Source organism: Chryseobacterium gilvum (assembly GCF_025628965.1).
GTDB lineage: Bacteria > Bacteroidota > Bacteroidia > Flavobacteriales > Weeksellaceae > Chryseobacterium > Chryseobacterium gilvum.
This window is the reverse complement of the sequence record NZ_JAOTEN010000002.1, coordinates 663761-689493: the sequence shown is the minus strand read 5'-3', so window position 1 is coordinate 689493 and position 25733 is coordinate 663761. Positions and strand designations below refer to the sequence as shown.

General features: G+C 36.1%; 23 protein-coding genes. 10 read left to right on the top strand and 13 right to left on the bottom strand.

The window, feature by feature from the left end; genetic code table 11:
* The first annotated feature begins 5 nt into the window (after positions 1-5).
* Genes N0B16_RS09935 through trpS form a run of 3 tightly spaced genes read left to right on the top strand, consistent with a single transcriptional unit; the run spans position 6 to position 2674 of the window.
* Entirely contained in the window at positions 6-650 is a 645-nt protein-coding gene (locus N0B16_RS09935; protein ID WP_262990701.1) for a SanA/YdcF family protein, read from the top strand.
* A 6-nt stretch (positions 651-656) separates the two neighbouring features.
* Positions 657-1658, top strand: a complete 1002-nt coding sequence (locus tag N0B16_RS09930; RefSeq protein WP_262990700.1) for a hypothetical protein — start codon at positions 657-659, stop codon at positions 1656-1658.
* A 47-nt stretch (positions 1659-1705) separates the two neighbouring features.
* Positions 1706-2674: a tryptophan--tRNA ligase gene (gene trpS / locus N0B16_RS09925; RefSeq protein WP_262990698.1), complete on the top strand. Its 969-nt coding sequence runs from the start codon at positions 1706-1708 to the stop codon at positions 2672-2674.
* Positions 2675-2732: 58 nt separating this feature from the next.
* Here trpS and N0B16_RS09920 read toward each other — a convergent pair whose 3' ends face one another.
* The 5 genes from N0B16_RS09920 to N0B16_RS09900 all read right to left on the bottom strand — a co-directional run bounded on the left by N0B16_RS09920 (position 2733) and on the right by N0B16_RS09900 (position 7434).
* Positions 2733-3428, bottom strand: a complete 696-nt coding sequence (locus N0B16_RS09920) for a YjjG family noncanonical pyrimidine nucleotidase (protein WP_262990697.1) — start codon at positions 3426-3428, stop codon at positions 2733-2735.
* A 200-nt stretch (positions 3429-3628) separates the two neighbouring features.
* Positions 3629-4216 (bottom strand): RNA polymerase sigma factor, encoded by a 588-nt coding sequence (locus tag N0B16_RS09915; protein WP_262990696.1) that lies wholly within the window; start codon positions 4214-4216, stop codon positions 3629-3631.
* Between the two features lie 185 nt (positions 4217-4401).
* Entirely contained in the window at positions 4402-4893 is a 492-nt protein-coding gene (locus tag N0B16_RS09910; RefSeq protein ID WP_262990694.1) for a hypothetical protein, read from the bottom strand.
* 79 nt (positions 4894-4972) lie between these two features.
* On the bottom strand, positions 4973-6253 hold the full coding sequence (gene metK, locus N0B16_RS09905) for a methionine adenosyltransferase (RefSeq protein WP_262990693.1): 1281 nt from the start codon (positions 6251-6253) through the stop codon (positions 4973-4975).
* Positions 6254-6483: 230 nt separating this feature from the next.
* Positions 6484-7434 (bottom strand): LysR substrate-binding domain-containing protein, encoded by a 951-nt coding sequence (locus tag N0B16_RS09900; protein WP_262990692.1) that lies wholly within the window; start codon positions 7432-7434, stop codon positions 6484-6486.
* 126 nt (positions 7435-7560) lie between these two features.
* Here N0B16_RS09900 and N0B16_RS09895 point away from each other — a divergent pair, with 126 nt between their 5' ends.
* The 5 genes from N0B16_RS09895 (at position 7561) to N0B16_RS09875 (ending at position 11821) form a co-directional block, all read left to right on the top strand.
* Entirely contained in the window at positions 7561-9048 is a 1488-nt protein-coding gene (locus N0B16_RS09895) for a catalase (protein WP_262990691.1), read from the top strand.
* Between the two features lie 94 nt (positions 9049-9142).
* On the top strand, positions 9143-9910 hold the full coding sequence (locus N0B16_RS09890; RefSeq protein WP_262990790.1) for an enoyl-CoA hydratase-related protein: 768 nt from the start codon (positions 9143-9145) through the stop codon (positions 9908-9910).
* Between the two features lie 31 nt (positions 9911-9941).
* Positions 9942-10376, top strand: a complete 435-nt coding sequence (locus tag N0B16_RS09885; RefSeq protein ID WP_262990690.1) for a deoxycytidylate deaminase — start codon at positions 9942-9944, stop codon at positions 10374-10376.
* 12 nt (positions 10377-10388) lie between these two features.
* Complete coding sequence (xerD, locus tag N0B16_RS09880; RefSeq protein ID WP_262990688.1) at positions 10389-11306, top strand: site-specific tyrosine recombinase XerD; 918 nt, start codon at positions 10389-10391, stop codon at positions 11304-11306.
* Positions 11303-11821, top strand: coding sequence for an NUDIX hydrolase (locus N0B16_RS09875; RefSeq protein ID WP_262990686.1), 519 nt, complete (start codon positions 11303-11305; stop codon positions 11819-11821). The genes xerD and N0B16_RS09875 overlap by 4 nt, the downstream gene beginning before the upstream one ends.
* Positions 11822-11900: 79 nt before the next feature.
* Here the strand turns inward: N0B16_RS09875 and N0B16_RS09870 are convergent, their stop codons facing one another.
* The 8 genes from N0B16_RS09870 to N0B16_RS09835 form a co-directional block, all read right to left on the bottom strand.
* Positions 11901-12359, bottom strand: coding sequence for a heme-binding domain-containing protein (locus N0B16_RS09870; RefSeq protein WP_262990685.1), 459 nt, complete (start codon positions 12357-12359; stop codon positions 11901-11903).
* Positions 12359-14098: an Ig-like domain-containing domain gene (locus tag N0B16_RS09865; protein WP_262990684.1), complete on the bottom strand. Its 1740-nt coding sequence runs from the start codon at positions 14096-14098 to the stop codon at positions 12359-12361. The genes N0B16_RS09870 and N0B16_RS09865 overlap by 1 nt, the downstream gene beginning before the upstream one ends.
* Positions 14099-14123: 25 nt before the next feature.
* Positions 14124-15383, bottom strand: coding sequence for a serine hydrolase domain-containing protein (locus N0B16_RS09860; protein ID WP_262990682.1), 1260 nt, complete (start codon positions 15381-15383; stop codon positions 14124-14126).
* Between the two features lie 89 nt (positions 15384-15472).
* On the bottom strand, positions 15473-16405 hold the full coding sequence (locus N0B16_RS09855) for a 2-hydroxyacid dehydrogenase (RefSeq protein WP_262990681.1): 933 nt from the start codon (positions 16403-16405) through the stop codon (positions 15473-15475).
* Positions 16406-16476: 71 nt separating this feature from the next.
* Positions 16477-16998 carry an acyl-CoA thioesterase gene (locus tag N0B16_RS09850; RefSeq protein ID WP_262990680.1) on the bottom strand — a complete coding sequence of 174 codons (522 nt, stop codon included), beginning with the start codon at positions 16996-16998 and terminating at the stop codon, positions 16477-16479.
* The gene (locus N0B16_RS09845; protein ID WP_262990679.1) at positions 16986-17747 is read right to left on the bottom strand and encodes an HU domain-containing protein; all 762 of its coding nucleotides are present in this window, start codon (positions 17745-17747) and stop codon (positions 16986-16988) included. The genes N0B16_RS09850 and N0B16_RS09845 overlap by 13 nt, the downstream gene beginning before the upstream one ends.
* A 125-nt stretch (positions 17748-17872) precedes the next feature.
* Positions 17873-19975: a TonB-dependent receptor gene (locus N0B16_RS09840; protein WP_262990678.1), complete on the bottom strand. Its 2103-nt coding sequence runs from the start codon at positions 19973-19975 to the stop codon at positions 17873-17875.
* A gap of 233 nt (positions 19976-20208) precedes the next feature.
* Positions 20209-20985 carry a WG repeat-containing protein gene (locus tag N0B16_RS09835; RefSeq protein ID WP_262990677.1) on the bottom strand — a complete coding sequence of 259 codons (777 nt, stop codon included), beginning with the start codon at positions 20983-20985 and terminating at the stop codon, positions 20209-20211.
* Between the two features lie 131 nt (positions 20986-21116).
* Here N0B16_RS09835 and N0B16_RS09830 point away from each other — a divergent pair, with 131 nt between their 5' ends.
* Entirely contained in the window at positions 21117-23384 is a 2268-nt protein-coding gene (locus N0B16_RS09830) for an aconitate hydratase (RefSeq protein ID WP_262990676.1), read from the top strand.
* Positions 23385-23483: 99 nt separating this feature from the next.
* Positions 23484-25709, top strand: a complete 2226-nt coding sequence (locus N0B16_RS09825) for an outer membrane beta-barrel family protein (protein ID WP_262990675.1) — start codon at positions 23484-23486, stop codon at positions 25707-25709.
* Positions 25710-25733 lie beyond the last annotated feature (24 nt).

The window sequence follows — 25733 nt, the reverse complement described above, 5'->3', positions numbered from 1 at the left end:
ACGCAATGAAAGTTATTTTCAAAACTATATTTAAAATATTCCTGCTTCTTTTTGTCGCAGGAATTGTTTTTATTGCTGCTGCCAATTATAGCATTAGAAAAGACAGCGAGCCTTTCCTTTTCAATACTATTTCAAAAATTCCTGATACTAAAAAAGCTTTACTTCTCGGAACAAGCAAAACATTAAACAACGGACAGCCCAATGCCTATTTCGATAACAGAATACAAGCAACGGTAAATCTCTATCAAAGCGGAAAAGTACAATACATTATCGTAAGCGGAGACAACAGCAGAAAAGAGTACAATGAACCGGAAGATATGCAGCAAGCTTTAATGCAGCATGGTATTCCCGAAGATCATATTATTCTTGATTTTGCTGGTTTCAGAACGCTGGATTCCGTAGTGCGGGCAAAAGAAATTTTCGGTCAGAAAAGACTGATTATTATTTCACAGAAATTTCACAACGAAAGAGCGGTATTTTTAGCGATAAAATATGGAATTGAAGCTTACGGATATAATGCAGCCGATGTCAATACATACGCAGGTTTTAAGACTAATCTTCGTGAGTATCTTGCTAAAAGCAAAGCTTATTGGGATCTTATTTTTGGTGTTGAACCCAAATTTGGCGGGGATAAAATTGTAATTCCATAGTTCTGAATGAAAACTTTTCAGCTATTGATATTAGTATTTGTTCTTATTTCCTGTAAAAAGGAAAATATGTACTATTATTCTGATAATAAGCCCATTAAAGACAGTACAGTCATTCGTTTTGTCAATGAAGAACTTGAAAAACTTAAAATCAATACTAACGAGAAGAATTTAAAAATTTACACTACGTTAGATTCAACTTCGTATCAAACAAATCTGGATTCTATCAGAAATAAAATTTTTGAAAATGCTTTATCATTTAATTTTAAACATAAAGATAGAAAAGCATTTAATGACTGGTTAAGAGAAAAAATAATTGTTGTTGATAATCACAGTGGAAATGTAGTTAATTTTTACAGCTCATTCAGAAATAAAAAACATGACCGAAGCGAGGTTCCACTTGTAGGATTCAGAAAACTAATTAAGGTGGGAAATGTTCTTTACAAAACCCCAGATTCTCAAATCCCCGAAAATTATTTGTTCAATTATTCTTCTACAATAACATCCTCAAAGGAGTTAGAAATAAGCAAAGAAGAAATTCAATTCTTATCAACTTTTAATATAAATAATCTCAACACAAAAGGCTACTTCTACAATTATATCTCCTATTTGGATGCAATTACATTGTTTCAAACCTTCAGTGACGGTTTCATTAAAAAACCTCATGTCATTGAAAAAGTTTTGAATAAAGAGAAAATGATTTACTTACAAGAAAACAATACACATAAAATATTTGATGAAAACTCATTACAAAAAATCCTTCATCTATTGAATTACCAAAAGAAATATTCTCTCGAAGCTTATAAAAATCAACTTATACGTACACAGAATTTAATTTTCTTTGGTATGAATTCAGATCATTATATGATTATTAATGACGGCAAATACACCTATTTAATTCATATTTTTGGAGCAGTTGTTACAAGTTTGGATAAAAAAGAATACAAAATTATTCCTTCACAAATATGTAAGAACGCTGGAATCAAATACTATAACGCGATTAGAAAGTAATTTTCTCTAAATTTGCAATTCATTAATTTTATAACAATCTAAAACAAATGTCAAGAATCCTTACCGGCATTCAAGCCACCGGAACACCGCACCTCGGAAATCTATTAGGTGCCATTATTCCTGCAATTGAGCTCTCAAAGCAGGAAGGGAACGAATCATTTTTATTCATTGCCAATCTGCACTCTCTCACGCAGATTAAAAATGCGAAAGAATTAAAACAAAACACCTACGAAATTGCTGCAGCCTGGCTTGCCTGCGGATTGGATACCGAAAAAACTTTTTTTTACCGACAAAGCGACATTCCCGAAACCTGTGAACTTTCCTGGCATTTATCCTGCTTTTTTCCTTACCAACGATTGACTTTAGCCCATTCTTTCAAAGATAAGGCCGACCGTCTGCAGGATGTGAATGCAGGGCTATTTACCTATCCTATTCTGATGGCCGCAGATATTTTGCTGTACGGCGCAGAGATTGTTCCTGTAGGAAAAGATCAGCTTCAGCATCTGGAAATTGCCCGTGATGTGGCTTCAAGATTTAATAATCAGATGGGCGAAGTATTGGTTTTGCCTCAGGCGGAACTCCAGGAAAACACGAAATATGTCCCCGGTATTGACGGACAGAAAATGTCGAAATCCAGGGGAAATATCATCAATATATTTTTACCTGAAAAAGAACTGAAAAAGCAGGTAATGAGTATTGAAACCGACTCAAAATCTCTGGAAGAGCCAAAAGATCCTGAAACAGATAAAGTGTTTGCCATCTATCAATTGATTGCAACTCCTGAACAGACCGAAAATTTAAGAATTAAATATTTGGCAGGAAACTTTGGGTATGGCCACGCTAAAAAAGAGCTTTTAGACTTAATTCTGACAAGATTTGAGAAAGAAAGAGAATTGTTTTCTTATTATATGAACAATCTGAACGAATTGGAAACCAAACTCCAGGAAGGCGCGGAAAAAACAAGGTTAATTGCTACTGAAACAATTGAGAGGGTGCGAGAAAGTTTGGGAATTTAATATAAAACTTTTAATGTATAAATGAGTTTCGGCGGCACCTTCGGTGCCGCCGAAACTCTTATAGATATTCTTTGATCTGTAAAAGATGTTTAATCGATTTCAGATTTTCCTGTTGCGGATTATCATTCAGCACATCAAAGAAAATTACATCTATACCGAAATTTTGCGCCCCCACGACATCGGCGATCCAGTCATCCCCAATCAGGATACTTTCTTCTTTCTGAGCATTTGCAATTCCTAAGGAATATTCAAAAATAGCAGGATGAGGCTTTCTTACACCTACAGAATCTGCACTGGTAATCGTCGTGAAATAATGTGCAATCCCGGATAAGATGCACTTTCTTTCCGTCACTTCCTGAAAGCCGTTTGAGATAATGTGCATTGTATAATTTTTTGCCTTCAGATATTCTAAAATATAATCTGCACTCTCTACCAAATAATTGTAATGAAGAATCTTATCTAAAAAATGTTCTTCAAAAAACATGGAAAGCTCCTCATCGTCAATTCCGAAATGCAAAAAGGTATCATAAAACCGATGCTTTCTGAGATATTCTTTATCAATCTCTCCATCTCTGATTTTCTCCCAAAGACTTTCGTTGATGTCATGATATACAGAATGGAATTCCTGAAAATCTATATGGTAGTTGAGGGTAATCTCTTCTTTTTCAAAAAGATCTTTAATGGTAAGATAGGCGTTCCTGCGATGATCCCACAATGTATTGTCGAGATCAAAAAAAATGTGCTGAATTTTCATACAGCACAAAATTAATGATTTTAATTTTTTGTAAGGTGATAATGACTGTTTTTGATTTTCACTACCTCAAGATTTTTAGAAAATTTGAGTAAAAAATCGATGGTCTGTTTTTTTGGCTTCAAACATTTCGTTTTTAAAGAGTCGTTATTTTTCATAGGCTAAAAAATCGTTTTCTTTAAAACGTGAAATACTTATATTTATTATCTAGTCAGGATAATATTATTTTCTTCCATAATCTTTCTAAGGTTGATCAGTGCATACCGTACTCTTCCCAATGTGGTATTAATACTCATTTCTGTATGATCTGCAATTTCTTTAAAACTCAATCCGTCAAAAAACCTGAGTTTTATCACCTCCTGTTGATTTTGGGGCAACAGCTTTAGCATTTTAAGCAGATCTTCCTGAATCTGATTACTTACCAGCTGATCTTCGATATTTTCCGAAGGTTCTCTGATCAGATCAAATATAGAATATTCATCGTTTTCGAAGGTCGTTTCGGAAACTTTTATATTTTTGGATTTTGCTCTGAAATGGTCAATAATAAGATTCTGTGCAATTCTCTTTGCCCAGAGAATAAATTTTCCTTCTTCATTATAGCGCCCTTCTTTCAGCATCACAATGATTTTCATAAAGGTATCCTGAAAAACATCATTGGCTAAATCTTCATCATTTATTTTATAAAGAATAAATGAAAAAAGCTCTTTCTGATAACGATAAATAAGGGTTGATAATGCTTCTTCGTCTCCTTTTTGATAAAGAGATATTAATAAACTATCCGTTGATTTCATGACTTTACACTCAATTTTATTCACAATAACACTTTTGCCAAGGCACAATTGCCCGGTTTGGTGCACTAAAAAAGTATTCTAAAGTAAAGTCTTATCTATAAGCATCAATTATGTTGTAAATATAAATAAATTTTTAATAACTGTTAAACAAATATTAAAAATTTAAAAGAATTATTCAAAAAAAACTACTTTAACATATCATGTAAGAATGCGGTGGGAATATTTAATGTGAAATTAATATTCAGACCTTTTAGTTCTTTCCCGTTCAGTTTAGCATCTCCCATCTGTAATGCATAGCCTCCGGTAAGATCAAGAATACCAAAAAGACTGACTCCTACTTTTGGGGCAACATATTTATTGGTAGCTTCAAACCCTGCCAAAAAATAATAGGAATGCTTAAAATCTACATTCTTTTCAAAATTTAATAAAATATCGGCATTCACTTTTGGCATAATGGCAAATTCCGAATTTGCAGAACCCATTAATGCGGAAGCGCCCAACCTGTAAATCACATCATCACTTTTTAAAAAAAGCAATTTTCCTCCTACTTCAGCGAAACTTTGATTTTGATAAACATATCCCACATTGATCATCTTATGGACTGTAACCTGAGCCTGCGTAAAAACGCTTAAAAAAATGACACATAAAAAAGCGGCTGCCCAACGAAAGTTCTTCATTTTATTTATTTAAAGGTAAATTTAAAAAAAACTGCCTTATCTTGAAGGATAAAGCAGTCTAAATATGGTAAAGAAAAGATTAAATTCCAAATACGGACTTAATTTCTTGTACTTTGTCTAATTTTTCCCATGTAAAGAATTCCAAACCGGTAAGAGTCAATTCATTTTTATGGCCTTTATTAAATATCTTATCTGATACAAAGTGCTCTCTTCCCATATGTCCGTAAGAGGCAGTTTCCTGATAGATAGGATTTCTCAGTTTCAGGTTTTGCTCAATGGCATAAGGTCGTAAATCAAAAATCGTAGAAACTTTTTTCGCAATATCTCCATCATGAAGATCCACTTTTGAAGTTCCGTATGTATTGATGTATAAACCGCAAGGTTCAGCAACACCAATTGCATAAGAAACCTGCACCAAAACCTCATCTGCAACTCCTGCTGCAACCAGATTTTTAGCAATATGTCGTGTTGCATATGCTGCGCTCCTGTCAACTTTTGAAGGATCTTTTCCTGAAAACGCACCGCCACCGTGAGCTCCTTTTCCACCATAGGTATCTACAATGATCTTTCTCCCTGTAAGGCCTGTATCACCGTGTGGACCACCGATAACAAATTTCCCTGTAGGATTGATGTGATATTTGATCTGATCGTTAAAAAGAGCTTTAATTTCTTCAGTTTGTAAAGCAACCACTCTAGGAATCAGAATATTTTTAATGTCTTCACGAATTTTATTCAGCATCTCTTCTTCCGCAGCAAAATCATCGTGCTGTGTGGAAACGACGATAGAATCTATTCTTATGGGTTTGTGATCATCAGAATATTCAATGGTCACCTGGCTTTTCGCATCAGGACGAAGATAGGTAATTTCCGAATCTTCTCTTCTGATTGCAGAAAGCTCTTTAAGGATCGTATGGGCTAAATCTAAAGCCAGAGGCATATAGTTTGCCGTTTCGTTGGTTGCATATCCGAACATCATTCCCTGATCTCCTGCTCCCTGTGCATTGGCTTTTCCTTCGAAAGATTCATCATTTACCGCTCTGTCCACCCCTTGATTAATATCGGGTGACTGTTCATGAATGGCAGAAATCACCCCGCAAGAATCTCCGTTGAACATATATTCACCTTTGGTATAGCCAATTCCGTTGATGACCTCTCTTGCTATTGTCTGAACATCAAGGTAAGCACCAGATTTTACTTCTCCGGCCAAAACGACCTGTCCTGTTGTCACCAAAGTTTCACAGGCAACTTTTGAATCTTTATCATAAGCTAAAAAGTGATCGATAAGCGCATCGGAAATCTGGTCGGCAATTTTATCTGGATGCCCTTCTGAAACTGATTCAGACGTAAATAAATAAGACATATTATTCTTGTATTTTTTAAATTAAATGTAGAAGAAAGTCTGAATAATTGCCGGAAACGCTAAAAGAGTATACTGTTTTAGCATTTTTTTAGAGAGGTAGCAATCAGGTCAAATTTTTCCTCGTTAACAAACGTCTGCAAATTTAAGTACTATTTTTTTAATACTCAAAATTTTTAGTTGATAATTATAATTTTCTTTAAATAAATGATTTATATCAATTATTTACACTTTTACTGCGGTTTAATACTTACGAAATCTTTTGGGTTTTCGTTATAGTTCAGCTTTTTTGAAAGCGATGTTTTGATTGAAGAACCCAATTCATCGATAATTTTTTGCTTAAAAGTCGGTTTGTAATAAATAATGCTGATCTCTCTGTATGGAAACGGTTTTTTAAATCTGAACACTTTGCTTTTCTGCTGTTCTGAAAGCTGATTCAAAGCCAACTCAGGCAAAATGCTGATTCCGCCTACTTTATCAACCATGTGAACCAAAGTCTGAATATTGGAAGCCAGGAAATCAAGATTTTTGGGTTTTAAAGTATTTTCTTTCAGGTGACAAATATTTTCAAACTGGTTTCTGAGACAGTTTCCTTCTTCCAAAAGCCATACTTTTTCTACATTCATCTCTTCAGGAACGATGAAGGTATTTTTTTTGTTTGCCTGTGTATCGGAACTGTAAATCATCAGTTCTTCATTAAAAAGAAAATCCTGATAGAATTCATTAGCATTATCATAAGGTGTAGAGATGATTCCCGCATCCAGCTCTCCTGCCTTCAGTGCCTTGATAATATTATCAGTGGTCATTTCTTTTACATTCATCAGAATCTTCGGATTTTCTTCCAGAAAGTGAAAAATTTCTGTAGGCAATATAAATGAAGAAACCGTCGGGATAATTCCCAGGTTGATCGTACCTCCTAAGATATTATTAAGCAGATTTGCTTTGTTTTTAAGTTCGTTCACAGATTCTATAATAACTTTAGCCTGATCAATAATCTGAAGCCCTACATCAGTAGTACGGATGGGATGGGTTGTTCTGTCAAAAACCTTTACATCCAGCTCATCTTCAAACTTTTGTATCATTGCACTTAAAGTTGGTTGTGTAATGAAACAAGCCTGAGCTGCTTTACCAAAATGTTTGTACTTATCTACAGCGATAAGATATTCCAATTGCTGAATGTTCATTTAATTAATATTATCTATGACAAAGATATGATGTTTTTGTCACAAGCTGATAAAAATTCAACTAAATTTGATAATTATTAGAGCTAAAAAAGCTTATAAAACCTAAATAAATACCAATAATACGCTATGGATTCTAAAAAATTAACTTCAGCAAGCGGGGCTCCGTATTTTGAACATCAGGATTCTCAAACAGTCGGAGCAAGAGGTCCGGTCTTATTACAGGATTTCATTTTGCAGGAAAATCTTGCTCATTTTGTAAGAGAAAGAATCCCTGAAAGAATCGTTCATGCCAAAGGAAGTGGCGCGTATGGTAAATTTACGGTTACTCATGATATCACAAAATATACAAAAGCAAAAATATTTTCACAGGTAGGAAATTCATGCAGAATGTTTGCACGTTTTTCTACTGTTGGTGGCGAAAAAGGCAGCGCAGATACCGCAAGAGATCCGCGCGGTTTTGCCTTAAAATTTTATACGGAAGACGGAAACTGGGATTTGGTAGGAAATAATACACCAGTATTTTTTATTAAGGATGCAAAAAAGTTTCCTGATTTTATCCATACCCAAAAAAGAGTTCCTAAAACAAACCTGAAAAGTGCTACGATGATGTGGGATTTCTGGAGTCTCAATCCGGAATCGCTGCATCAGGTTCTGATACTGATGTCTGACAGAGGTACGCCTTACGGATACAGGCATATGCACGGTTTTGGTTCTCACACCTATTCTCTAATTAATGAAAATAATCAGAGAACATGGGTGAAATTTCATTTTAAGACCAAACAGGGAATTAAAAATTTCAGCAATGAAGAGGCTGTAAAAATGGCAGGAGAAAATCCTGATTTTGCTCAGGAAGATCTTTGTAATGCCATTGATAGTGGAGATTTCCCGAAATGGACCCTCTATATACAGGTTATGACAGAAGAGCAGGCAAAAGAATTCCGATGGAATCCTTTTGATATTACAAAAGTGTGGTTCCAGGGAGATTTTCCTTTGATTGAAGTTGGCGAAATGGAGCTGAATGAAGTTCCTATCAATTATTTTGCCCATGTTGAGCAGTCAATCTTCTCACCCAGTAACCTAATTAACGGAATTAGCTTTTCACCAGATAAAATGCTTCAGGGCAGATTATTTTCATATCCCGATGCACATCGGTACAGAGTGGGCGTGAATGCCCATCATTTAGAAGTAAACAGATGTCCGTTTGCCGTAAATAATTATCAGAGAGACGGTTTTATGGCAGATTCCAGCCAATATCAAGATAAACCTAATTATCATCCAAACAGCTTTGATGATGTTCAGCCGGATCCTGCCTATAAAAATTTCGAATACGAATTAGACAGTACATACGTTGCCAATTTCAACAGAAATGAAAATGATGACGATCATTATACACAGCCCGGTTTGTTATATACCAAGGCGATGAATCAGGAAGACAGAGATCACCTCATTCATAATATTATTGAAAGCATGAAAGGAATTGACGGCCCAAAAAGGGATGAAATCATAAATAGACAGCTCTGTCATTTCTTCCGCGCAAATATTGAACTGGGGATGAAAGTAGCTTCTGCTTTAAGCGTTAATATAGATGCAAATATGATGAATCATTCAAAGTAAAATTCTTAATAAAGTGATAAAAAAGTAAAAAAAATGATTTTTTTACTTTTTTTCTATAATTTTTATTTAATTTGCACGCCATTAAAGATCTATGATGACTTACGATAACGTATTGGTAAATAAAGAAGAAAAAACTGCCGTAATTACGATAAACAGACCAGAAAGTTTAAATGCATTAAATGCAAAAACAATTGAGGAGCTAAGCATTGTATTCGGAGAATTGGAAGCTGATTCTACCATAAGAGTAATCGTATTGACAGGAAGTGGGGAAAAATCTTTTGTTGCAGGAGCAGATATTAAAGAATTTAGTGATTTTAACCAAGAAAAAGCGGAACAGCTTGCCAGAAACGGGCAAAATATTCTTTTTAATAAAATCGAAAATCTTTCAAAGCCGGTTATTGCAGCAATCAATGGTTTTGCATTGGGTGGAGGTCTTGAATTGGCAATGGCCTGTCATATAAGATATGCCTCAGAAAATGCCAGACTTGGGTTGCCTGAAGTTACTTTAGGATTAATTCCCGGGTATGGCGGGACGCAAAGATTGCCAAAATTAGTAGGAAAAGGGATGGCCAACGAAATGATATTTTCAGCAAAAATGATCCCTGCTCAGAAAGCAAAAGAAATAGGATTGGTGAATGAGGTATATCCTGCAGATCAACTGCTGTTAAAGACTAAAGAATTAGCACAGATGATTGCGAATAATTCTCCTATGGCAATAGGCAAAGCGATAAAAGCAACCAATCTTTCTGATACGGATAAAGGTTTTGAAACCGAAATGACTTATTTCGGGGAGCTTTTTGAAATGGATGATAAAAGAGAAGGAGTTTCTGCTTTTCTTGAGAAAAGAAAGCCGGTATTCTGATTATTATGTCACAATTATTTCGAAATAAATAATGCAGATGCACAATAAGTTTGACAAAGCTTATCTGAAAATGGCTCAGGAGTGGGCAAAACTTTCCTACTGTAAACGAAAACAGGTAGGAGCTCTTATCGTAAAAGATAGGATGATTATTTCAGATGGTTATAATGGTACACCATCAGGATTTGAAAACTGTTGTGAAGATCGTGACGGACAAACGCACTGGTACGTATTGCATGCGGAAGCCAATGCTATTTTGAAACTGGCAAGCTCTACACAATCTGCACGCGACGCGACGCTTTATCTTACGTTGTCACCGTGTAAAGAATGCAGTAAGCTGATTCTGCAGTCCGGAATTTCCCGGCTGGTGTATATCAATGAATATTCTGATGATGAAGGAATAACATTTTTAAAAAATCATAACATTGAAATAATACAAGTGTATGAAAGCGAATTAACAAATAAATAAAAACACAACACAATGACTTGGGATGAAAAAATTAAGGATTTCGAAATTTTTCTTCGTTTTGAAAGAAACTTTTCAGAAAACACACTCGATGCGTATATCCGCGACATCAAAAAACTAAAAGAATATGCCGAATCGGATCTGGAGAACATAAGTCCGGATACCATAGGCTATGACAATCTTCAGGAATATATCTTCCAGCTTTCTAAACAGAAGTTTAGCGAAAGATCACAGGCAAGATGGATTTCTTCCATTAAAGCATTTTTCAAATATCTTGTTGAAGATGAAATCCGTGAAGATAATCCTGCTTCTCTACTCGAAGGACCGAAGTTGGGATTATATCTTCCCGATACCTTAAGCTTAGCTGATATCAACAGAATTATCGGCGCTATTGAGGTAAATTCTGACCTTGGAAGAAGAAACCAATGCATTATCGAAGTGCTTTACGGATGCGGCCTTCGTGTTTCTGAACTGATAGAGATTAAAATTTCTAACATCAGTTTCAAAGAAAATTACATCAGAGTTAACGGAAAAGGAAATAAAACCCGTTTTGTTCCTTTAGCACATTATACCGCAGATCTTCTTAAAAAATACATAAGCGAGATCCGCCAGAATAATAAAATTAATAAGAAATATGAAGACACTCTGTTTCTGAACAGCAGAGGAACATCCATGTCCAGAGTGATCGTCTTTCTCATCATTAAAGAGCTTACGGATAAAGCAGGGGTAAGTAAAAAAATATCACCACATACCTTCAGACATTCTTTTGCAACCCATTTATTACAAAATGGTGCCGATCTTCGATATATTCAGGAGATGCTTGGTCATTCGAGCATTACGACTACAGGAATTTATACTCACCTTAAAACAGAGGAGCTTCGTGATGTCATTTTAAACTATCATCCGAGAAATAACAATAAATTTGCGGAATGAAAATATTGAAATTCTGCCCAAACTGCGGTAAAGAATCACTACAATGGGACGGTGAAAAAAAATGGAGCTGTCCCAACTGTAATTTTACCTTATATAATAACGTTGCAGGTGCTGTAGCCGTAGTGATCCGTCATCAAAACGAAATTTATCTTACCCGAAGAAATCAGGAACCGAAGAAAGGAAAACTTGATCTCCCAGGTGGTTTTGTAGACCCAAAGGAAAGTGCAGAAAATACATGTAAAAGAGAACTTTTTGAAGAATTAAAGCTCGAAATAGATATTCCAAACTTAAAATATCTTACAAGCTTACCCAATGTTTATCAATACAAAGAAATTGATTACAATACCATTGATCTTTTTTATGAATATCAGGTTTCAGAAAAATTTGAAGTTGACATTGAGTGGGTTGAAATTTCAGAAGCCCAATGGTTTCCGATTCATGAAATTAATCTTGAAGACATTGCCTTTGAATCTCAAAAAACCTTTTTTAAAGAATACCTGAAGAATAATATTTAATTATTTATCAATAATAACTCCCGCAAATTTTACATTGAGCAGAATAATCTGTGTAACTGTAAAATTTGTGGGATTTTTATTAATACGCTTTCGATTTTAAAAGCCCTTCAAAATACTGAATCAGTAAAGCTCTGTCTGCCTTACGCAAATTGGCTTTTTCATGATACACGACATAACCCGGAAAAGGCATCGAGTGATCTTCAATAGTCTGTACCGATTTCTCAAGCATGCTTTTCTTAAGATTATCATTGTATTTTCCCCATACGGAAAAATTAAGATGTTCACGTCCCTCATTGACATGGCTTTTTACTGACCATGAGAAAGGTGCGATGTAAGCGTATTTCGGATATACCGTTTCATCAGAGTGACAGTCGTAGCAAGCCCCTTTCAGCAATTCCGTTACTTTTGGCGGTGTCTTTTTAAGGTCAATAAAATTAATCTTATGATCCACCGGTTTATTGCTTTTATCTGTTGGGATAAACTGAATCACAGTAAATGTAACCAAGCTCCAAAACAGGATTTTTTTAAATGTTTTCATTATTTTAGAAGCGGTCCGTTTGATTTGTTCTGCGTATTCGGATCAAGACTTTTGAGGTCTGCCTTACTTTCTGTATTCGGCTTTTTAGTGGTGTTAATGATTTTGCTGGCATCCAAAACCCTCGTATCTTTCAAATCCCAGTCTTCAATAGAATCCCATAGAGGACGTACAATCGCGACTTTATAGTATATGTAGGAGTCTTCCGCAAAAACTTCGTTCTGAAAATCAGCTTCATCCCAATATTTATTTTCATTATTATCTACTAAAATCCGTACAATATATTCACCGGGTTTCAGAATATCAAATTTTACGCTACTTCCTTTTATATATTTCTGGTAAACCGGTTTTTCAGAAGAATCTAATAACTGCAGCCAATAACTCGAAGCGGGTGCATTTTGTAGATTAAAAGTTAAACTTCCATAATTTTCTATCTTATCTGCTTCAAAATCAAATCGTTTTGACTGAGGATTTTTAGTATAATAAGAAGAAACCGTTTCTTTAGGAATGGTAAGCTGATATTTTTTGCCTGCGATAAAATTCGAACTGATAACAATCTGGTAAGGATTGGCTTCAGAAATCCTTGCGGTAAATTCCTGCGTTGTAAGGCTGTCTGCTTTTAAAGTCCATTTTTCCGGATTTATGGCATTAATGACATAATTGGAGGAAATCTTGAAATCTGTTTTTGGAGGCAACTGGCTTCCGCCATTATCGCTGCTGATATCCATCGCGTTTTTGGTATTGTACTTATAAAAAACCGAAACAGTATCTTTTTTTTGATCCGTGTCATAGCTGAACTTTAGATTTTCAGTAACTGTTTGACCAATATTGTCTTTTACCGCATCAAACCAGATTTTTACGGAATCAGATTTTGGACGGTGCGTTACTTTGAGATCTTTAATTTTATCATTTAATGAAAGAACTTTTACATCCGTAGGATTTCCCTGGAAAGTCATTAGAATTCCTCCCGGCATTTCTTTCACTTCGGCATATTTCAATACCTTTTTTGAAGGATAAAGCTTTAGATTTAATCCGGATACCGATTTTGAAACTTCTACCGCTTCTTTCTGAAAAGCGACTTTTTCTTTTCCTGGGTCGTAGATTGAATTCTCATTTTCATCTTCGTATGCGATGATTCTGTATTTTCCCGGAGACAGGTAATTCAGCTCATAATAGCCGTCATCATCTACTTTGGTGATGTAATACGGTTTCTGCTTATAATTAATAGTATCTTTTACCTGATACAATCCTACCACCAGTTTATTGTCGCCGGTATTTTGTTTTTTTAGGGCTAAAGCGTCTTTTATTTCTCCGCTGATGTAAAGGTCATCCAGTTTTTCACCGGTAGAGAATGCAAAATTAAAATACCTCAATACATTAGATTCACTATTATCAGCGATAGAATTTCCGAAATTAAAATTGTAGGTTGTATTGGCCTGCAAAGTATCTGTCCACTGGATCAGCAGATATTTATTGGCAATATTGGAAGGAAGGATTCTCTTGATATTTTTAATAGGTGGTGAAATAATGAGATTTTTACTGACATCTTTCAAAGTGATGTACTCATCAAAATCAATACGAAGTTCTTTGATATCTCTCGGTACATTTACTCGTGTGGTATCAATATTTGAGCTTAAAAATTTCGGAGCCAGCGTATCTTTAGAACCCCCAATTGGCGATCCTACCCGCGCGCAGGATTGTATTAAAATGCCAATGATGACTAAAAGAAAAAATCTTTTCATGAAAATATTTAAACAAAAATAAACATTATTCTCCAAAAACCTCATGCCCGTTTTTCAACGAATCCTTATTGTCATTCATTACGCTGTGCAGTTTCTCTTTTTGAGGCGGAAAGTCTTCGAACAATCCTGATAAAGCCAATGCAGTATACACTTTACCAGAATATTTATTTCCGATGGCTACAATGGTTACTTTTGATTTTAATAGATGGGCAAACACAGAATTGGTTCCGTGCCACCATCCGTTGTGATAGGTTAACTTTTCACCGTTATCAAAAATTTTCATTCTAAATCCTAAGCCGTAATTATTTTGGCCAAATTTTTCATTACTGTACGGTGTAAAAACCATCTTCATCAGTTCGGGTTTTAAAAAATCTTTTGAAAACATGGCTTTTGAAAAATTATAGAGATCTCTTGGCGTCGTGTAGACATTTTTATCTCCATAAATAAGGTCTAAACGATCTAAAGGATATAATCTGTTTCCGCCGTAATAAAAAGACTGGGCCGCGGTCGGAATATCTTTTTCCTGGAAAATATAGGTATTTGTCATTTTCAGCGGTGTAAAAATCATTTCTTTCATCGCCTGTGGAAATGGTGTTTTCGTAATTTTTTCGATCAGTAATCCTAAAAGCGCAAAATTGGTGTTGCAATACATAAATCCGGTATCAGTGTTTTTTGCGAGTTCCGGCTTATATTTGATAAGCATGTTAAGAATATCCTGATTGGTAATATACGTTTTAGAAAGTTCTGCAGGAGCAGGTGTGATTTTTGTGATGAAATATTCGTATTTCGGAAGCCCGCTTCTTTGATCCAATAAAGTCTGAACAGTAACATCAGGATACGGGAAACCCGGAAAATATTGTGTCAAATGATCAGAAAGCTTTACCTTTCCCGCTTCTACCAGCTTCATCATCGCCATTGCCGTTAATGTTTTTGAAACTGAAGCGACGTGCAACGAAGTATTTTTATTTATCGGCATTTGACTGTCCTGCCTTGCGAAACCTCTGTAATTTTCATAGACGATCTCATTTCCTTTGGCGACAAGAATTCCGCCGCTGAGATTGCTGCCCTCCCATACTTTTTTGTAGTACTGATCGATATAATTTACGATATAATCTTTATTCGAAAGATTTCCTTCTACAGCGGTAAAAACTGTATTTAAATCTACGTTTCCGTAATTGGGAAGTCGGGTATCTTCAGAAAGGGATTTTTTGTTTTCAGATTTATTTTTACAGGAAAAAAGGGATAGAAAAACAGTTAAAACCAGTACAATATTATGCTTCTTCATGGAATTCAAAAATGATCGGCAATTTAATAAAACTCAAAATAAATTGATAAACTACAATACAAATTGTGAATTATTTAACATAAATCATTTCATTCTGAAAAAGACAACACTATTTTGTCAACGATCACCTGTGCGAGCTTTTCTTTGCTTTGATGCGTCCATCCTGCAATGTGAGGCGTTACGACTACCTTTTCCGACTCTAAAAGATATTTTAAATCCTCATTTTCTGTTTCCAGATTTTCGAAAGACGGCTTTTCATATTCCAAAACATCCAGACAGGCCCCTTTTATTTTTCCTTCCTGCAAAGCTTCAACTAAACTTTTCGTTTCTACATTTTTGCCTCTTGCGGTATTCACGAAATAAAAATCTTTTCTCATTTCAGAAATAAATGCAGCGTCAATAAGATAATGCGTCGTTTCCGTTAATGGAATGTGCAGGCTTAAAATATCTGCAGACTTTTTCAGTTCCTCTAAAGTTACCTGGGTTGCAAATTCATCAGAAAGACCCGGTAAAATATCATAAAAAATTACCTTACAGCCAAATCCTGAAAATCTCTTTGCCGTTGCTTTTCCCATATTTCCGTACCCGATTAATCCTACTGTTTTTCCCAACAATTCGTCACCACGGTTTTCTTCGCGCAGCCAGATTCCGTTTTTTACTTCCTGGGAAGCAATGAAAAGGCGATTCATCAGAATTAAAAGCATTCCGATGACATGTTCCGCAACCGAATCACGGTTTCCTTCCGGAGAATTGATGAGCCGTATCCCCAGCTTTTCGGCAACCGGAATATCAATATTTTCCATTCCTGCTCCTACTCTTGCAATAAATTTCAGGTTTTTCGCTTTCTCCAGAAAGTTTTTATCCAGAGGAATTCTGCTTCTGATAATAACCCCTTCATAATTTTGAATTTTACTACAAACCTCATCATAAGAAGACGTAAAATCTTCTTCCAGAATAAAATTTTTAGTTAAAAGCTGTTCTGTAATGAGCGGGTGGTTTTTATCTAAAAGGAGAATTCGCATACCAATAATACTTTTTTCAATTTAGCACGACTTCACAGTAAAATAACGTGAAACCAAAGCAATACGATTATTTAAGAAGGATCCTGAAACAGCTTTTTAAGCTCTACAGAATCAGAAGGTTTCATTCTTCCGGAAAGAATCAGCGAAAGCTCTTTTCTCCGTAATGCAGCATCGAATCGTTCTACCTCAAGTTCGGTTTCCGGCTGCATCTGAGGAATAGGAATCGGCCTGTTGAATTCGTCAACCGCGACGAAGGTATAAATCCCTTTATTGGTCTGTATTTTTTTATGATTGATAGGATCGTCTAACCATACATCGACATAAATTTCCATTGAAGTAGAAAATGCTCTTGATACTTTAGACTCCATGACAACAATTCCACCTTCCGGAATAGGGTGATCAAATGAAACATGATTTACGGAAGCCGTTACGACTCTTCTTTCACAGTGTCTTGTGGCAGAGATTGAGGCACAACGGTCCATTCTGGCCAATAATTCTCCACCGAAAAGATTCCTGAGCTGGTTGGTATCATTGGGTAGTACAATATTGGTCATTACCGTCAGAGATTCTGACGCTTTTTTTATCTTTTCCATTTAGATTTTCTTTTTTTGTATCTTGGTTTCCAAGCTTTTGCGCTCTTTCTTATAAAATCTTTTTGTAGGGAGTCTATTTTCAGCGCCTTGAGAGAATCTGCTTTTTTAATTTGCGCAGAATCTATTTTAACCGGCATTTTTTTCTCAATTCTTCTGGTTTTTGTCTGCACGGAAACGTCATCAAAAGATTTTTTTCCAAAAAGAAGTTCTCTCTGAGTATACGCGAGATAAAGCATTCCCAACACAGGTATAATAAAAAGGAAGATCCAGAGAATCGACTTATTGAATTGGTAATCTTTCTCAGAACTTTTTGAAATTTCAGGTTTTTCGCTGTTATGAATGTCAGAAAAACGTATTTCCTCCAATCCGTAAAAATCCGGATGATCAGACTCCAGACGGTTTCCTTTAAAATGGAGCTGCCCATCTTCTATGAAGACGGTTCCGAGATGTTGAATGTCGAGCATTTGGTCTGCCTGCAGCTTCTTCTTCCAGAAATCGGTCTGAATCTGCAGTTCGTTTTCTGCAGCTTCTTTCGAAATTGATTTCTGATTACTGATAAAATGAATCAGATCATCGGACACAACCTGATAATCCGAAAGAAACGCAATTTTACTTGAAGGCGGCAGAATGCTTCCGTTTTCGGAATTGATGACGGCTTTAGAATTTTCCAGGGAAAACACACCGAATTTTGGAACGACAACGGTTCCAAACTGCTTCAGATATTCTAAAATGTAAGCTGAAATATTCATTAGGTCGCAAATTTATAACTTTTTCATGACTTTTAAAGACATTTTATTATAACCAAAAAAGACTGCCGAAACAGTCTTTCAAAAATTTAATCTAAAATATATTGATGTAAAATGGTGTCTGCTTATTATTGAATTTTCCAGCTGATGCCAAACATAAAATTGGTTCCTGCCTGGGAAAAATAAACCGGCCCTTCATAAACATAGCCGTTGTTGACATATTTCTGGTTAAAAATATTATTCACCAAAAGCTTCAGGGCAATATCGTGTTTTGCAATTTTAAATTCATACTGCGCATTAAAATCGGTCAACAGATAATCTTTCAGCTGAAGGTCTTGAGTTTCTGTATTATCTAAATATTGCTTCCCGACATACTGATTCATCAGAGCCAGCTGAAAACTTCTTGTGGGATTAAATTTCAGGCTCAGATTGGCAATAATATTGGGTGAGAAAGAGATTTCTGTATTTCCTAATTCATTAATTCCGCTTTCGCTTTCTATTCTGAAATCTAAATTCCTGTTTTGGCTCAAACTTACATTTCCTGAAACTTCCCACTGTTTCGACAATTTTGCCAAAGCTCCAATTTCAGCTCCTCTTCTGTAACTTTTCCCGGAATTGGTTCTGATAAACTCTCCGATGCTGCTGATCTGCCCGTTTAGAACCAGCTGATTGAGATAATACATGTAATAAAGATTGGCTGTAAAGGAGACTGCGCCAAACTGTTTTTCAATTCCTGCCTCGAAATCGTGCAGCTTTTCGGCTTTCACGTCGTTATTGGCAATCAAATCATCCCGGTTTGGCTCGCGCTGCGCATGAGCATATGACAAAAACACCTTACCATTGCCTAACTTATAATTAATCCCTGCTTTTGGGTTGAAAAACAGCCAGTTTTTGTTTAGGTTTGCCCCTTCACCATCTCCTTCCATTAAGATTTTGGTGTCGTAATCGATATTTCTCAGCTGAAGATCTCCGAAAAATTCAAAATCATTGACTTTAACCAACGCTTTTGCAAAACCTGCCACTTCATTTTTTACAGAGCGGCTTCTGTAATATTCATGCTGCGGAATCTGCTCGTTAAAAACATCCCGCACATTTCCGTAATGTCTTCCGTAATATTGATTGCCGACTACTCCAAAATTGACATCAAGGTTTTCAAATTTTCCGTATAGCGTAGAAACGATTCCATAAAAATCATTATTTAACCATTTTTTTCTGATAAAATCTGAATATTCTTCTCCGTTGAAATCGGGTAAATTATATCTTGCATACGGGTCACCTTGTTTGTAATTTTCGTAATATCCTCTCCCTTTAGTATAATGAAGAGTCGTTTCTAAATTCCATTTCTCACTGATTCCCTGTTCCCAAAGCAACTGATAATGGTTTTGCCTGTAATTGTCTGTCTCATTATCATAAAATCCGACAACGTTTTCCCAGTTTGCGTCATAAATCGCTCCCGAAATATTGTATCTCGGATTGGTTTCCCATGTCTTCCTATCGATTCCGTTCCATGCTTGGTACGTTTTCTCTTTTCCTCCAAAAGCCATTAAACGGATCTTTGTCTTTCCTTCTTCAAATAATGCGGTAAAATTGTATGAATTTAAGTCTGAAAAAGCCCGGTCAATATATCCGTCAGAATGGATATTGGTATATCTTCCCATCACAGAAAGACGGTTTTTCCAGAATTTGCCCGAACCTATTTCCGCAGAATATTTATAGGTATTAAATGATCCGTAGCTGTCGTCTGTTTTTACATAAAACTTCTCCTCAGGGTCTTTCGAAATCACATTGATACTGGCTCCGAATGCTGAAACACCGTTATTGGAAGTTCCTACTCCTCTTTGAATCACAATTTGTGATGCAGAACTCGTCAAATCCGGAACATTGACAAAAAATGTACCCTGACTTTCGGAGTCGTTGAACGGAACGCCGTTCATCATCACATTGATCCCTCTTCCGGCAACACCCCGGATCCTGAAACCTGTGTAACCTACCCCGTTTCCGGCATCAGAAGTGGAAATAATAGAAGTTTGATTTTTTAGAAGAATCGGCAAATCCTGTCCCAGGTTTCTGCTGTCGAGATCCTTCTGTACATTAATGATTTCTTTAGCGACGGGAAGCCTCCTGGTAAAGTTAACAGCTTCTATTTCCCTGATTTTCAGAGAATCGGTGTTTTGAGTTTGTGCAAAACCCAGAGAACTTGCGGTAAGTCCTAAAAAAAATAATCCTTTCATTCTTATAAATTTTTAAAATTTAATGGAATAAAAGGGGCGATTAAATAATGTAACAATTTTAATTTAACAGTCTAAAAATAAAATTGATCTATTGATCTACTGTTACAATGTACATTTTCAAATTTCCCTAAACAGCATTATCCGTTCCAGGTTCATTGGGTATAATCTCAGCCCCCATTGGAGCACCCCTTTAATTTCAGCGCGAAATTACAAAAAATTCCCGATCTGCCAAATTAGTACGCCTTGTTATTAGAGTCGATATAAAAATAATTCTGATTGTCTTTTGTCACTTCAAACATTTTTCCCAGTTTCCAGCTGTAATTTCTTTTGATATCGGCATATTCAAAAGGAATAATAATTTTGTTATTGATATCAATAACACCGAATTTATCTTTGCGTGATGCTATAATCATCGGGTTTGCAGGATCATTTCCTTCAAGCACATATAAGTATTGATAATCAGGATAAATTTTATACTGTCTGTATCCTGCACTTTCAAATACGGCATCTTCGATGATGCCGTAGTATCCGTTAAGAATATAAGCATGAAACAAGGGATTCGCATAGGCATTTTTACACGTCCCTAAATCTGAATCTTTATATTGATATACTCTTTTTCCGGAAGTGCTAATCCTGTAACCAATTCCGTTTTTTTCTACCGTAGCAAATGCTGAAGTCCCAAACTTTTTAGCTTTCGGACTGGGTGAGTTTAATAGATTGCAATCTTCAGAAAAAAACATGGCGATATTATATTCTGGCTGGATTACAGTTTTTCCTCTTTGATTGATATAACCATATTTGTCCTGGCTTTTTTTCGGAATCAGTAAGGGCACATTTTCATTGATGACTACAAGATCAGATTCTTTCTTGACCGGAGATGTATTGTTATTTTTTGGGGGGATGGCTGCAGAAATTTTCTTTAAAGTTTTTTTCTGAGAAAAAGACAGAATAGAAATTAATACTAAAATACAGCAGATAAACTTCTTTAAATTTATTATTTTAAAAAACATCTGCCAAAAATAGAAAATAAAAAATTCATATTTATAAAGAATCTAAATAATTTAGACCTGAAAAAAAATTAAAAATTCGTATTTTTGGGAACATTTTTAACTGTTTGATAATTTTAAAACGTTTTTGAGATATGACATTTGATATTGATATGATCAAAAAAGTGTACGAGCGTTATCCTGAGAGAATTGCTGCGGCAAGACAAATCGTTGGGAAGCCTCTTACATTATCAGAAAAAATACTATATACCCACCTTTGGGAGGGTAATGCTACACAGGAGTATGAAAGAGGGAATTCTTATGTGGATTTTGCTCCGGACAGGGTAGCAATGCAGGATGCAACTGCACAAATGGCACTTTTACAATTTATGCAGGCCGGGAAAGCTAAAGTTGCCGTGCCTTCGACCGCGCATGCGGATCACTTAATCCAGGCAAGAGTAGGTGCAGAATCAGATTTACAGGAAGGGATCAATAAAAACTCTGAAGTATTCAACTTCTTAAGTTCTGTTTGTGATAAATATGGTATTGGTTTCTGGAAACCGGGAGCAGGAATTATTCATCAGGTTGTTCTTGAAAATTATGCATTCCCGGGAGGGATGATGATCGGAACAGATTCTCATACCGTAAATGCTGGAGGATTAGGAATGGTGGCCATCGGAGTGGGAGGAGCAGATGCAGTAGATGTAATGGCTGGAATGGCTTGGGAACTTAAAATGCCCAAATTAATCGGTGTAAAATTAACCGGTAAAATGAGCGGCTGGACTTCCGCTAAAGATGTCATCTTAAAAGTAGCAGGAATACTTACCGTAAAAGGTGGGACAGGCTGTATTGTAGAATATTTCGGAGAAGGTGCAGAATCTTTATCTGCAACAGGTAAAGGAACAATCTGTAACATGGGCGCTGAAGTAGGTGCGACCACATCCACTTTCGGGTATGACGATTCTATGAGAAGATATCTTGCTTCTACAGGAAGACAGGATGTTGTAGATGCTGCTGATCAAGTAGCTGAACATTTAACCGGTGATGCTGAAGTATACGCAAATCCTGAACAATATTTTGATCAGGTTATTGAAATTAATCTTTCTGAATTGACCCCTCATTTAAACGGACCTTTCACTCCGGATTTGGCGACTCCTGTTTCTGAGTTCAGAGCGAAGGCGGAAGCCAATGACTGGCCTCTTGAAGTAGAATGGGCGTTGATAGGATCTTGTACCAACTCTTCTTATGAAGATCTATCCAGAGCAGCTTCTATTGTGGAAGATGCTGTAGCGAAAGGCGTAAAACCAAGAGCTATCTTAGGAATCAATCCAGGCTCTGAGCAGGTAAAATTTACCGCTGAAAGAGACGGATTCTTAAATTCTTTCAGAAAATTTGAAAACGCAAGAATTTTTACCAATGCATGCGGACCATGTATCGGGCAATGGGACAGAGAAGGATCAGAAAAAGGAGAGAAAAACTCCATTATCCATTCTTTCAACAGAAACTTTGCCAAAAGAGCAGACGGAAACCCAAATACTCACGCTTTTGTAGCTTCTCCTGAAATGGTAGCGGCAATCGCGATTTCGGGAAGATTAGACTTTAATCCTATTACAGATACTTTAACCGCTGAAAACGGAGAACAGGTAAAACTAAACGAACCAAATGGTTCCGAGCTTCCGGCTAAAGGATTTGCCGTAGAAGATGCAGGATACCAAGCTCCTTCAGAAGACGGATCTTCTGTACAGGTAAAAGTGAGCCCTACTTCTGACCGACTTCAGCTGCTTGAGCCTTTCCAGCCATGGGACGGTAAAAACATTGAAGGCGCAAAAGTATTGATTAAAGCTTTCGGAAAATGTACGACCGACCATATTTCTATGGCAGGACCATGGTTGAAATACAGAGGACATCTTGATAATATCTCAAACAACATGTTAATCGGAGCTGTAAACGCCTTCAACATGGAAACCAATACCGTAAAGAACCAATTAACCGGTGAATATGGTGAAGTACCTGCAGTGGCAAGAGCTTATAAAGCAGCAGGAGTTCCTTCGATTGTTGTGGGAGACCAGAATTACGGAGAAGGTTCTTCAAGAGAACACGCAGCCATGGAACCAAGACATCTTGGAGTAAAAGCAGTTTTAGTAAAATCTTTTGCAAGAATCCACGAAACCAACCTTAAAAAACAAGGGATGTTGGGATTAACTTTTGCCAATGAAGCAGACTATGATAAAATCCTGGAAAATGACACCGTTAATTTCTTAGATTTAGATCAGTTCGCACCAGGAAAGCAATTAACTTTAGAATTTGTACACGCAGATGGTTCTAAGGACATCATCATGGCAAATCATACGTATAATGACCAACAGGTAGGCTGGTTCGTAGCCGGTTCTGCGTTGAACCTTATTGCACAACAGGAAAACTAATATTCTTAGTTACTAATATTAAAAAGCCTCGCATTGCGGGGCTTTTTTTGTAACAAAAGTTTATTTTCTGCGTCTAACTGAATATTGAAAACCACTTTTATGAGAAAAACTTTTTTTGCTTTATCCGTTTTAGGATCGGTGATTGCTTTAGCACAGGAAAAGCCTAATAATCAGATTAAAGAAAAAGAAATTGAAGGGGTCGTAATGACCAAAACCAAAAAAGCCGTTGAACAAAAAGCCGACCGCACTGTTTTTGATTTCTCGGAACAGCCTCAGCTGAACAATGGAAACGTTTTGGAAGGGATCAAAAAACTTCCGGGACTCGTTTCTACAGACATTGCAGGAATGATGTACCAAGGAAAAATGCTGGATGTCTATCTTAACGGGCGACCCTTAAATATTACTTCAAACGAGCTTAACTCTTTCCTAGAAGGAATGCCTGCTAATTCTGTAGACAGAATTGAAGTGATCACACAGCCGGGAGCTGAATTTCCCGCAACTTCAGGGGGCGCTATCATGAATATTATTACCAATAAAAATGCGAACAAATATTTATCTGCGACCTATTCCGGAAACTATAACTTTTCAAATGACGATAAATTCAGAAGCAGAACCAGTAATTCTTTAAATCTGAATGCCAGAAATAAATTATTCGGATGGCAGCTGAATGTGGGACAGAATTACCGCGAAAGCATGCTGAATTCTAATCAGGACAATCTCATGTTCAGCAATACCGACAGAATCGGGCGCGGATATTTTGCAAAATCCGGATTGACTTTCGATCTGGGTGAAGACCGATTGTTAGTGAATTACGATATTTATCATAATAAAAACGATAATTATACTTCCAGTAGCGGTTTAGCAGATCTATTATTTAGTCAGAACCCAGATTTCTACAGAGAAATTAGTTTCGAAGCTTTTGACGCGGCCAATACCAATAACTTGCGCCAAGAAGGAGTGGTAACCTATCAGAAACGTTTTGCCGATGACAAATCAAAAAAGCTCGATTTTCAATTCGGGTATACAAAATCGGACAGCAAATTCGGGCAAAATAATATTTTCAGAAAAGGTGTATTTACTGATAATAATTTAAATGAGACATATAATTTCTCAGCAGGAAATGTCTTGGAAAACAGTTCGGATATGAGAATAGCCAATTTTAAAGTAGATTATTCCCAGCCTTTAAAAATTCTGGACGAGGGAAAAGTAAGCTTCGGAGGATTATATGAGAAACAGAATTTCGATACCGAAAGCAAAGGTTTAACCAACCTTGAGTACCAAAGGCAAACTGCTTCAACGTATCTTGAATTTCAGGCAAAACTGAAAAAATTTGATTTTATTGTAGGAACAAGAGCGGAAAATTATGATATCTCCGGAATTACGAGATCTCAGGATAAAAATGGCCAATTGGTACAGGCGGATCTTATTCCATTTAATAAATTTAAATTTTTCCCGAATGCGAGTGTACAATATAATTTGATGAATCAGGTATATGCGTTGGCGAATTATAATAAAAAAATAAGTTTACCGAGTATTTCTGCGTTAAACCCCAATAACAGTACATTTCAGGGCCCAAATACACAGGTGACAGGAAACCCTTTCCTACAGCCGACTATTTTTGACAATTATGAAGTGAAAATTTCAGCCTTCGATTATGCATTTATCGGATATAGTGTGAGTTCCGCAAAAAACCAGGTCGCACAGCTCATCAGAAGAGACGGAAAAAATATATTTAATGAGCAGATCAATATTTCTCAAATGAAAATTCACAATTTTAATGTGGGTCTTCCGGTTCCGTTTATGATTTTCAGCAAGCCTTTAAGTGAAATTATGAAGTTTGATTTTAATCCTGACAAAATCAATTTTATGTATCTCTATGCGGGATATCAGAAACATGAAATTGAAAATCTCAATAACACCGGCTTCTGGATTTTTAATATTATGACGCAGATTATTCTTCCAAAAGATATAAAACTAACGGCCAATTACAGCTATCTGACTCCTAGAGCAGGCTATTTTTATTTTACGGCAGAAAAGCCTTTTAATAATTCGGTAGATATTACTTTAACTAAAAAATTCCTGGATAACCGCCTTACCGTTTCTGTGTTTGGAAATGATATCCTAAATGGGCAGGTAATGCAGATCAGAACCAATGATCCGAACGGTGGCCAAAGTGTATTTTTAAGAACGAAATATGACAGCAGAAACTTCGGCATATCTGTCAATTATAAAATCCCGACCAAAAATAAACTGGCCAAAGAAGATCCCAACATCCTGAACAGTAAAAAAGAAGAAACAGGCGGCGTAATTCAGCAGGGGCAATAAATAGATTATTATTATAAAAAATAA

Coding starts and splice junctions, on each gene's coding strand:
- N0B16_RS09885 (WP_262990690.1), top strand. CDS start 9,942: ATGCAGATGCACAATAAGTTTGACAAAGCTTATCTGAAAATGGCTCAG.
- N0B16_RS09830 (WP_262990676.1), top strand. CDS start 21,117: ATGACATTTGATATTGATATGATCAAAAAAGTGTACGAGCGTTATCCT.
- N0B16_RS09850 (WP_262990680.1), bottom strand. CDS start 16,998: ATGGAAAAGATAAAAAAAGCGTCAGAATCTCTGACGGTAATGACCAAT.
- N0B16_RS09935 (WP_262990701.1), top strand. CDS start 6: ATGAAAGTTATTTTCAAAACTATATTTAAAATATTCCTGCTTCTTTTT.
- N0B16_RS09920 (WP_262990697.1), bottom strand. CDS start 3,428: ATGAAAATTCAGCACATTTTTTTTGATCTCGACAATACATTGTGGGAT.
- N0B16_RS09835 (WP_262990677.1), bottom strand. CDS start 20,985: ATGTTTTTTAAAATAATAAATTTAAAGAAGTTTATCTGCTGTATTTTA.
- N0B16_RS09845 (WP_262990679.1), bottom strand. CDS start 17,747: ATGAATATTTCAGCTTACATTTTAGAATATCTGAAGCAGTTTGGAACC.
- N0B16_RS09860 (WP_262990682.1), bottom strand. CDS start 15,383: ATGAAGAAGCATAATATTGTACTGGTTTTAACTGTTTTTCTATCCCTT.
- xerD (WP_262990688.1), top strand. CDS start 10,389: ATGACTTGGGATGAAAAAATTAAGGATTTCGAAATTTTTCTTCGTTTT.
- N0B16_RS09910 (WP_262990694.1), bottom strand. CDS start 4,893: ATGAAGAACTTTCGTTGGGCAGCCGCTTTTTTATGTGTCATTTTTTTA.
- N0B16_RS09875 (WP_262990686.1), top strand. CDS start 11,303: ATGAAAATATTGAAATTCTGCCCAAACTGCGGTAAAGAATCACTACAA.
- N0B16_RS09890 (WP_262990790.1), top strand. CDS start 9,143: ATGACTTACGATAACGTATTGGTAAATAAAGAAGAAAAAACTGCCGTA.
- N0B16_RS09915 (WP_262990696.1), bottom strand. CDS start 4,216: ATGAAATCAACGGATAGTTTATTAATATCTCTTTATCAAAAAGGAGAC.
- metK (WP_262990693.1), bottom strand. CDS start 6,253: ATGTCTTATTTATTTACGTCTGAATCAGTTTCAGAAGGGCATCCAGAT.
- N0B16_RS09825 (WP_262990675.1), top strand. CDS start 23,484: ATGAGAAAAACTTTTTTTGCTTTATCCGTTTTAGGATCGGTGATTGCT.
- N0B16_RS09865 (WP_262990684.1), bottom strand. CDS start 14,098: ATGAAAAGATTTTTTCTTTTAGTCATCATTGGCATTTTAATACAATCC.
- N0B16_RS09895 (WP_262990691.1), top strand. CDS start 7,561: ATGGATTCTAAAAAATTAACTTCAGCAAGCGGGGCTCCGTATTTTGAA.
- N0B16_RS09870 (WP_262990685.1), bottom strand. CDS start 12,359: ATGAAAACATTTAAAAAAATCCTGTTTTGGAGCTTGGTTACATTTACT.
- N0B16_RS09930 (WP_262990700.1), top strand. CDS start 657: ATGAAAACTTTTCAGCTATTGATATTAGTATTTGTTCTTATTTCCTGT.
- trpS (WP_262990698.1), top strand. CDS start 1,706: ATGTCAAGAATCCTTACCGGCATTCAAGCCACCGGAACACCGCACCTC.
- N0B16_RS09900 (WP_262990692.1), bottom strand. CDS start 7,434: ATGAACATTCAGCAATTGGAATATCTTATCGCTGTAGATAAGTACAAA.
- N0B16_RS09840 (WP_262990678.1), bottom strand. CDS start 19,975: ATGAAAGGATTATTTTTTTTAGGACTTACCGCAAGTTCTCTGGGTTTT.
- N0B16_RS09855 (WP_262990681.1), bottom strand. CDS start 16,405: ATGCGAATTCTCCTTTTAGATAAAAACCACCCGCTCATTACAGAACAG.